The organism is Streptomyces sp. NPDC055189, assembly GCF_053606765.1.
Genome location: NZ_JBSGSG010000024.1, coordinates 93,067 through 101,954, shown reverse-complemented (window position 1 = coordinate 101,954; position 8,888 = coordinate 93,067). Strand labels below are relative to the sequence as shown.

Annotated in this window: 5 protein-coding genes; 4 read left to right on the top strand and 1 reads right to left on the bottom strand. The window is 71.7% G+C overall.

The genetic code is table 11. The annotated features are described in order from the left end of the window. Nucleotides 1-37: 37 nt before the first annotated feature. The gene (gene eccCa / locus ACWFR3_RS19625; RefSeq protein WP_453735863.1) at nt 38-4,012 is read right to left on the bottom strand and encodes a type VII secretion protein EccCa; all 3,975 of its coding nucleotides are present in this window, start codon (nt 4,010-4,012) and stop codon (nt 38-40) included. Between the two features lie 492 nt (nt 4,013-4,504). Between eccCa and eccD the strand changes: the two genes are divergently transcribed. The 4 genes from eccD to ACWFR3_RS19605 all read left to right on the top strand — a co-directional run bounded on the left by eccD (nt 4,505) and on the right by ACWFR3_RS19605 (nt 8,846). Beyond that, nucleotides 4,505-5,911: a type VII secretion integral membrane protein EccD gene (gene eccD / locus ACWFR3_RS19620; protein WP_453735862.1), complete on the top strand. Its 1,407-nt coding sequence runs from the start codon at nt 4,505-4,507 to the stop codon at nt 5,909-5,911. Nucleotides 5,912-6,004: 93 nt separating this feature from the next. Beyond that, a complete protein-coding gene (eccB, locus tag ACWFR3_RS19615; RefSeq protein ID WP_453735861.1) occupies nt 6,005-7,624 on the top strand; it encodes a type VII secretion protein EccB in 1,620 nt (539 codons plus the stop codon). Nucleotides 7,625-8,116: 492 nt separating this feature from the next. After that, a complete protein-coding gene (locus ACWFR3_RS19610) occupies nt 8,117-8,452 on the top strand; it encodes a hypothetical protein (RefSeq protein ID WP_453735860.1) in 336 nt (111 codons plus the stop codon). Nucleotides 8,453-8,537: 85 nt separating this feature from the next. Next, entirely contained in the window at nt 8,538-8,846 is a 309-nt protein-coding gene (locus ACWFR3_RS19605) for a WXG100 family type VII secretion target (protein WP_453735859.1), read from the top strand. Nucleotides 8,847-8,888: the final 42 nt, after the last annotated feature.

The following is an 8,888-nucleotide window of genomic DNA, read 5'->3' as shown; positions in this document are numbered from 1 at the left end:
CACCAAGAGTGGCCCCCGCTTCCTGTTGCGCTTGCCCTCAGCCGCTCTGGCCCGGAGCCTCCTCCACCAGCGCCGTCTGCATCAGGCGCTCGCGGCGGCGGGCGATGTGCAGGGCCCGGCCCGGCGGAAGGTTGCGGGGTTTGGCGTTGCCGAACAGGCGGCCCTCGGTGGGCGGGCAGGACAGCAGGACCGCGGGGTTGTTGGCCTCGTCCAGGCGGCGCAGGAGGCCGTCGCTCAGACCGCGTCCCGCGCCCATGGCGCTGCGGGCGACGATCAGGTGCAGGCCCGTCTCGAAGCCCAGGGCCAGATGCTCGAAGAGCGGCTCGAAGGGACTCTGGAAGGAGTTGCCGGAGACCATGTCGTAGTCGTCGACCAGGATGAACAGGCGGGGCCCCGTCCACCAGTCGCACTGGCGCATACGGCCCGGGGCGACGTCGGCGCCGGGGACACGGGTCTTGATCGCACGGGCCGCGCCGTCGACGGTCTCCTTGAGGTTGTCCAGGGAGATCACGTGCCCGATGCGGTACTCCTCGGGAATGGTGTCCACCAGGGTGCGGCGGTAGTCCACCGCGATGATCTTCGCTTCGCTGGGTGCGTAGCGGGCGGTGATGCCCGCGGTGATGCGACGCAGCAGGTTGGTCTTGCCGCTCTCGGTGTCGCCGACCACGACCAGGTGCGGGGTGCGGCTGAAGTCGTGCCAGACCGGCTCCAGGGCGTCCTGGTCGATGCCGAGCGGCAGACGCATGCCGCCGCCCTCGGTGGGCTGGGGCGCGGGGAGTTCGGCCAGCGGCAGTCGGTGCGGCAGCATCCGTACCTGCGGGGCGGGTGCTCCCGACCAGTGCCGGGACACCTCGGCGACCAGATGGGCGACGCCGTCGCCCAGATCCTCCAGGGAGCCGCTGCCGTCGATGCGGGGCAGCCCGGCCAGGAAGTGCATCTTGCTGTCCGCGGTGATGCCGCGGCCGCCGCTGCGCGGCACCGAGCGGGCCTTGCGGGTGTCGATCTCGGAGTCCATCGGATCACCCATCCGCAACTCGAGGCGAGTGGCGGCCTGGTCACGGACCTGGGCGGAGAGCTCCACCCAGCGGGTGGTGGTGATGAGCAGGTGGATTCCGTAGTTGAGGCCGCGGGCGGCGAGTTCGTTGAACTTGGGGATCAGGCCGTCGTAGTCCTGACGGACCGTGGACCAGCCGTCGACCACCATGAACACATCGCCGAAGGGCTCGTCGGGGAACTCCCCGGCGGCCCGGCGCCGCCGGTAGGACTGCATGGAGTCCAGGGTGTGGTCGACGAAGAACTGCTCGCGGCGGGCGAGCAGCGTCATCACCTCGGCGACGGCCCGGTACACCCGCTCCGGGTTGAGCCGCGCCGCGACCCCGCCGACGTGCGGCAGCGCGGAGAGCTGCGAGAGTCCGCCGCCGCCGAAGTCCAGGCAGTAGAACTGGACCTCGGCGGGGGTGTGCGTCAGGGCCAGGGCGCCGATCAGGGTGCGGGCCAGGGTGGACTTGCCGCTCTGCGAACCGCCCGCGATGGCGACATGGCCGCCGGCCCCGGACAGGTCCACCACCAGCGGGTCGCGGCGCTGCTCGAAGGGCTTGTCGACCAGGCCGACCGGGACGCGCAGCTTGCCGGTGCCCGGCCAGTTGTCGGCGCTGAGACCGCGGTCCGTGACGGATTCGACGCCGGACAGCAGGGCGTCGAGCGACGAGGGCTCGGAGAGCGGCGGCAGCCACACCTGGTGGGCGGCCGGACCGGAGTCGCGCAGCCGGTCCAGGGCGACATCGAGCAGGGTCTCCTCCGGGCCGTTCTCCTCGACCTCCGGCTCCGGGTCGGGCGCCGCCTCCAGCGTGCGCGGCACCACCCAGCCGCTGGTCCAGGGCACCACCTGGCTGGCGACGCGGGCCTGTACGACCGCACCGGTACGGCGCGCGTAGGTGCCCGAGGAGTAGGCGGCGCGGAAGCGGGTCAGGGCCTCCACGCCGGACTTCAGGAAGCCGCTGCCGGGCTGGGCCGGCAACTGGTAGGCGTCGGGCACGCCCAGGACGCCCCGGCTTTCCATCGCCGAGAAGGTGCGCAGACCGACGCGGTAGGAGAGGTGGCTCTCCAGTTGGTGCATGCGGCCCTCGTCCAGGCGCTGCGAGGCCAGCAGCAGGTGCACGCCCAGGGAGCGGCCGAGGCGGCCGATCATCACGAACAGGTCCATGAACTCGCGGTGCGCGGAGAGCAGTTCGCTGAACTCGTCGACCACCACGAACAGGCTGGGCAGCGGGTTGAGGTCGGCTCCGGCGGCGCGGGCCCGCTCGTACTCCAGGGCGGAGGTGTAGTTGCCCGCCGAGCGCAGCAGTTCCTGGCGGCGCATGAGTTCGCCGTGCAGGGCGTCCTGCATGCGCTCCACCAGGGCGACCTCGTCGGCGAGGTTGGTGATGACGGCAGAGGTGTGGGGGAGTTCCTCAAGGCCCAGGAAGGTCGCGCCGCCCTTGAAGTCGACCAGGATGAAGTTGAGGGTCTCGGAGGAGTTGGTCAGGGCCAGGCCGAGGACGAGCGTGCGCAGGAGTTCGCTCTTGCCGGAGCCGGTGGCGCCGATGAGCATGCCGTGGGGGCCCATGCCGCCCTGTGCGGACTCCTTGATGTCGAGTTCCACCGGGCGGCCGTCCACGCCGACGGCGATCGGCACCCGCAGCCGGGCCGAGCCGGTGTTGCGGTCGAACAGCGCCTGCGGGTCGTGCCGGTGCAGGTCGGGTATGCCGAGCAGGGTGGTCAGTTCGACGTCGGAGTCAAGTGGCTGCGCGATGTCGCTGCCCAGGCTGATGCGGCGGCTGGTGAGCAGCCGGGCCAGTGACTCGGCGCCGTGCGGGCCGAGCCGGTCGGGCCGGCCGAGGGGGACGGAGCGCTCCTTGCGGCTGCGGTCGGTGCGCACCAGGCTCACCTGGTCGGGCCCGGCGGTCAGCCGCAGCGTGTTGCGGCCGGGGCGCCAGCGCAGTGCCCCGGAGACGTCAAGGATCAGCGCGTTGCGGTATCCGTGGCCCGCCCAGCGGTGGCCCTCGGGGACGGTGACGCCGTCCAGGACGATGACCGTGTAGGGCTCGTCACGGCCGGGGCGGGCGTCGGGGTCGAAGCCGGGGCGCTCGGCGAACTCGGCGCCCAGCAGGTCGTCGAGTTCGGTGAGGTCGGCGGTGATCCGGCGGACCTGCCCCGCGCCGTCCTCCTCGTAGGGGTGCAGGGTGTGCGGCAGCCACTTGGCCCACTCCCAGTCGGGGCGCCGCTCGTCGGATACGCAGAAGGCGATCCACAGCTCCTCGGGGGCGTGGAACACCGCGAGCTGGCCGAGCATGGCGCGGACCAGGGCGCGTACTTCTTCGGTGCCTTCGGTCTGTTCGGCGGCCTCCGCGTCGGTCTCCTCGGCGCGGAGCAGGACCCGGGCGGAGGAGCGCAGGTAGAGGCCCAGGGGCTGGCCCGGGATCGTGGAGTAGGCGCGGATGAAGCGGCGCAGGGCGTGCGCGCAGAGGGGTTCGAGGTCTTCGACCGGGCGGGTGGAGACGGGGTTGAGGGCGAGGGCGAGCTGCTGTTCGCCGACCGCGAGGCGGATCTCGCCGAAGTCCTCGTCGGCGGGGCGGCGTTCCCACAACCGCGAGGTGCGGGCCAGGGAGCGCAGCGAGGCGGGCTCCGGGTGGCGCCAGGCCAGCGCCCGCTGCTGCTCGGCGATGGTGGTCCGCACCCGCTTGCGGGTCTGCGCCAGGTAGCGGAGGTAGTCGCGGCGTTCGCCCTTCAGGCGCTGCTTGCGCTCGCTGGACTTGCGCATGAGCTGACCCAGGAGCATGGCACCGGCGGAGAGCGCCATGACGCCCATCGCCAGATACATGAAGACGCCGTTCCCGCCGCCGGGGCGCAGGAACATGAGCATCATCGACACCGACATGAGAGCCATCGGCAGATAAGTCCATATGGCCGAGGTGTCCGGAACTGTCTCGGAGAGGACCGGCGGTTCCTGAAGGGTCAATTGTCCCTCGGGCATCTCCGGTCCGCGCCTGCGGGCCGGACGGCGAAACAGCACCACACTCAAGGAACAGAACCTCCGCTTTTACTGGCTTTCAGGCCCGCAGCGAATACCGGGGCGCTCGGTGACGGAAAGACCGCACCATGCTGATTCTCCGGGACCCGCTTGACGCGGTGAACGCCGGGTGAATGGTTCGGGAGGATAGCGGGGCAGAGGATAGCGGGGCAGAGGATAGCGGGGGAGAGGCAACTCCCGTGACGGCCAACTCTCTTCCGGTCTCTTCCGGACAATGGATCCGGACCGCAGCACGACCCGGCGGACGTAGGCAGTAGTCTGCATTCACGGAACGTGCCCTGTCCACGCGGGGAGGTGTCCGCGGTTGGCGCGGACACAATTCTCTTGCCCGGCGCCCATGTTCCCGGCCGCGCGGGTCTTCCGTACTATTCGCGCGTCCTCACTCCCGGGGAAGTCCTCCCGGCAAAGCCACCACGGAAGACGAGAGTTCAGCTGATGACCGACAGTGCGGTGGCCGAACTGTGCCGCCTGACCGTACGTGCGCCGAGCGTGTCCGTCGATCTGGCCGTGCCCGCCGATGTGCCGGTCGCCGACCTCCTGCCCACGCTGCTGCGCTATGTCGGCGAGGAGGCCGAGGAGGCGGGCCTCGACCACGCCGGCTGGGTGCTGCAGCGGCTGGGTGACGCGCCGCTCGACGAGGAGGCCACCCTGGCCCGCGCCGGGCTCGCCGACGGCGATGTGCTCTACCTGCGCCCGCACACCGAGGCGCTGCCCGAGGCGCGCCTCGACGACCTGGTGGACGGGATAGCCGACACCGCGGGCCGCAAGCTGCACACCTGGCATGCCGGAGCGGCCCGCGGACTTTTGGTGGGCACCGCGGTGGCCACGGTGGTGGCCGCCCTGGTGCTTGTGCTCTGGCCCGGGGTGAGCGAATCCGGTTCCCTGCGGGCCGCCTGCGCGGCCGTGGCCGGGGTGCTGCTGCTCGCGGGCGCGGGATCGGCGAGCCGCGCGGTCGGCGACCGGCTCTCCGCGACCGCGCTCGGCCTGATGGTCGCCCCCTGCCTGGCCCTGGCCGGCTGGCTGCTGCCCGGCGGCGAACTCAGCGGCCCGGACGCGGTGCGGGTCGCGGGGGCGCGGCTGCTCGCCGCGGGCGCGGCGGGCGCGGGCGGCGCGGTCCTGGCCCTTGCCGCCACCGCCGTCGGCGCCCCGGCCCTCCTTGCCACCGCCCTGGTCTCGGTGGCGACCGCGATCGCCGGAGCCCTGATGGGCTACAGCGGCCTCGGCGCCCCGGCCGCGGTGGCACTGGTCGCGGCGTTCGTCACGCTGGCCGCCGGAGCGGTGGCCCCCTTCGCCTTCAAACTGGCCGGCCTGCGGCTGCCCGCGCTGCCCTCCACCGCAAGCCAGTTGCAGGAGGGCATCGACCCCTACGCGGGCGACGAGGTCGCCCAGCGCACCGAGCTTGCCGGACGCTGGGTCACCGCGCTGTTCGCCGCCACCGGCACCATCGCCGCGGCCGCCCTGATCGTTCTCACCCACCGCCCCGGCCTGCCCGCGGTCCTCGCCTCCCTCGTACTGAGCCTGCTGCTGCTCCTGCACTGCCGCGGCCTGGTCCACATCGGGCAGCGGCTGACCCTGGCCGTCCCCGGCGTCTGGGGACTGCTGCTGCTCGCCCGCGCCTGGGCCATCGACAGCGACGGCAACGGCCGCCTGGTCGTCTTCGCGGTGCTGTTCGCCGCGGCGGCCGGACTCGTCGTCGCCGCCTGGACGGTGCCCGGCCGCCGGATGCTGCCCTACTGGGGGCGTGCGGGGGAACTGGCGCACACCCTCTTCGCCGTGGCACTGCTGCCCCTCAGCTGCTGGGTGGCCGGGCTCTTCGGCTGGCTGCGCGGCCTGTTCGGCTGAGCACAACCACCCACCGGGAAGCCCCACGGGCACCCACCCAGCGGGGTACGGAGCCCGCCCGCCGGACACGGACAAGGAGTCGTAGGAGAGGCCGTGCAGTCCAAACGAGACCAGGTACACGCCCACAGTTTCATGATGGGCAGACTCAGTTCGGGCCTGCTCACGGCCGACCCCGACGCCCCGGAGAGCCCCCTCGGGCGCACCACGCGCGGCGTGATCTTCGGCGTGCTCGTGACCGTCCTGATCGGCGCGGGCACCGTCGTCTACGGTCTGCTGCGCCCCGGCGGCAACGACGCCTGGCGCGACGGAAAGCACCTGGTGGTCAACAGCGACACCGGCGCCCGCTACCTGTGGACCGACACCGACGGCGTCCTGCACCCGGTGCGCAACTACGCCTCCGCGCGGCTGATCGGCGGCTCCGACCTGGCGGCCGTCGACGTGCGCACCGCCTCGCTGCGGGACGTCCCGGTGGGCGGCCCGGTCGGCATCCCCGGCCTGCCCGACACCGTGCCCGGGCCCGGCGAACTCGACTCCGGCGCCTGGCACATGTGCGTCACCGGAGCCGGCGGTGCGCTGCCCGACACCTCCGGCGCCGTGACGGACACCGGGGTGAACAAGCCGGGGGCCACCAGCATCGTGGCCGGGGCGCCGCTGGACTCCCGGGGCGTCGACAGCGACCGCGGGGTGCTCGTACGCGGCCCCGACGGCGCCGAGTACCTGGTGTGGCGGGGCAGCAGGCTGGCCCTGGACCGTGCGTCCGACGCCCGCAACGCGCTCGGCTACGGCTCCAAGGAGCCCATGCCGGTCTCCGCCGCCTTCCTCGACGCGCTGGCACCCGGCCCCGCCCTGAGCCCGCCCAAGCTGCCGGGCCGCGGCGAACAGGGCCCCGAGATCGAGGGACAGGCCAGCCGGATCGGGCAGGTCTTCAAGGTCAGCGTGCCCGGCGGCGGCAGCACCTACCATCTGCTCCGCAAGGACGGCACGGTGCCGCTGACCCGGCTCGGCGCGGCCCTGGTGCTCGGCGACCCGGCCACCCAGAAGGACGCCTACCAGGGCAAGTCGCCCGAGGCGCGTACGGTCGGTGCGGCCGTGCTGCGCGAACACCGGGCGAAGAACCCGGGCCCCGCCGCCTCCGCGGAACTGCCGGACACACCGCCGGCCCCGCAGTCCGCGGCGCGCGGCACCGCGCTCTGCGCGCAGGTCGACGGCGGCGACGGCGGCGCCCGGATCCGCTCGGTCCTGGTCCCGCTGACCCGCCTCGCCCCGGTCGCGGTGTCCGAGGGCACCGCCCAGCCGCTGGCCCCGGCCTGCGTCCCGACCGACGCCACCGTCGTACGACCCGGTCACGGAGCCCTGGTCAGGGCCCTGCACGCGAGCGGCGCCGCACACGGCGGGACCACCTATCTGGTCGCGGAGAACGGCGTGAAGTACCGCGTCTCCGACAAGAATTCACTGGCAGCCCTCGGATACGGCGAGGGGGACATCGGATCGGTTCCGGCGCCGCTGCTCGCGGCCGTCCCCACCGGCGCGGACCTCGACCCGGCCGCCGCGTCCGGCGCCGCCAAGCCGAAGGTGACGGCTCCGGCGTGCGGTACCGCCGACCGGTCGGAGAAGGCCCGCGAAAAGGCAGGCGAGAAGGCCGGCGAGACGGACGGTGCGGGTGGCGGCGAGAGTGCCGGCGCGGAGAAGGCGGTTGCCGGGTCCCGCAGTTGACACAACGTACGGATTCCGGCAAGGCGTACATAGTGTGCCGAAGAATGGAAACAGGGGCGATCGCGGGGAAAAGCGGGGTCAAATCCGGTTCGGGTAGTGTGAATTCGGTGAAGGCGACGCAGTCCGCGCGGTCCCGGATACGCGCGCGAAGCTCAGAAGAAGCTCAGATGTTTCGGGCGGACCCGCCCGGCGCAATTCCGCGGGCAAGGCCGGAAACGAGGCTTTCCCGTTGCCCGTTCGGCCACTTCGCATGCCCGCCTTCCGCCCGTTTCCCGAGCAGCTCGGTCGACGGCCCACATCGCTTCACCCCGTACGGTCCGATGCCTGTGTTCATCCCGCTGCAATCTCCGGACAACTCCGTTGCCACACGGCTGAATTCAACTGGTCGGCCGATGCTCAGATCTTCCGCACTCGCGTTGCGCGGAACACTGGGTTCTCTCTAGCCTCAGCAGGAACGGTGCGATGAACGCGCCTGAACGAAAGGAGCGCGTCATGGCGGACAGCGCCGCAAGGAAAGCGGATTATGCCAAGGGCTTGGGAGGCGTCTCCTCCCTGGAGTCGGCCCGGGACCAGGTCGAGAAGGTCCAGAACAACGTCGCCGAGATCGCCGCGCGTTCGGGCGTCGGCGGCGACGAGGGCCAGGCCCTGCTGAAGCTCTTCCGCAGCTGGAACACCGAGGCGCAGAAGGTCGTCGTCCAGATCAGCACGATGATCGACGCCCTCCAGGAGAACGTGACCTCCGCCAACCGTCTGGCGAAGGAGAACCAGGACCTGACCGAGGTTCTGAACAGCAAGACCAGCCAGGGTGTCTTCGAAGCACTGAGCTGACCCCCACCGCGGCACCGGCCCCTTCCGTGCGGCCGGACTTCGTGAGCTTCCCGGGCCCTCTGCCCGGACTTCGAGAGGAGACGTCATGGCCGACGGCATCATCGACCTGCAGTACCCCAAGGTCCAGCAAGCCATCGAGGAATTGATGGAGCAGACCCAGCTCATCATCAACACCCTCAACAACCTTGAGGACGAGCTCAAGCCGCTCGTCAACTCCTGGGAGGGTGCTGACCAGGAGAAGTACCGTGAGGTCCAGGCACAGTGGGACCAGGCCACCAAGAACATGGCCAGGCTCCTTGGCGACAACGGCGAACTGATCCGCTCCATCCACGACAACCACTCCCGCGACGAGCGCAAGAGCGCCGACAACTGGGGTGGTGTGCGGGCCCGCTAGGCCCCGCCCCACCGGTCCGGCGGGTGTCCCTGTGCAGGGCGC

What these genes read in the sequence shown, in the direction of transcription:
- eccD (WP_453735862.1), top strand. Translation starts at nt 4,505, where the DNA reads ATGACCGACAGTGCGGTGGCCGAACTGTGCCGCCTGACCGTACGTGCG.
- ACWFR3_RS19605 (WP_453735859.1), top strand. Translation starts at nt 8,538, where the DNA reads ATGGCCGACGGCATCATCGACCTGCAGTACCCCAAGGTCCAGCAAGCC.
- eccCa (WP_453735863.1), bottom strand. Translation starts at nt 4,012, where the DNA reads ATGCCCGAGGGACAATTGACCCTTCAGGAACCGCCGGTCCTCTCCGAG.
- ACWFR3_RS19610 (WP_453735860.1), top strand. Translation starts at nt 8,117, where the DNA reads ATGGCGGACAGCGCCGCAAGGAAAGCGGATTATGCCAAGGGCTTGGGA.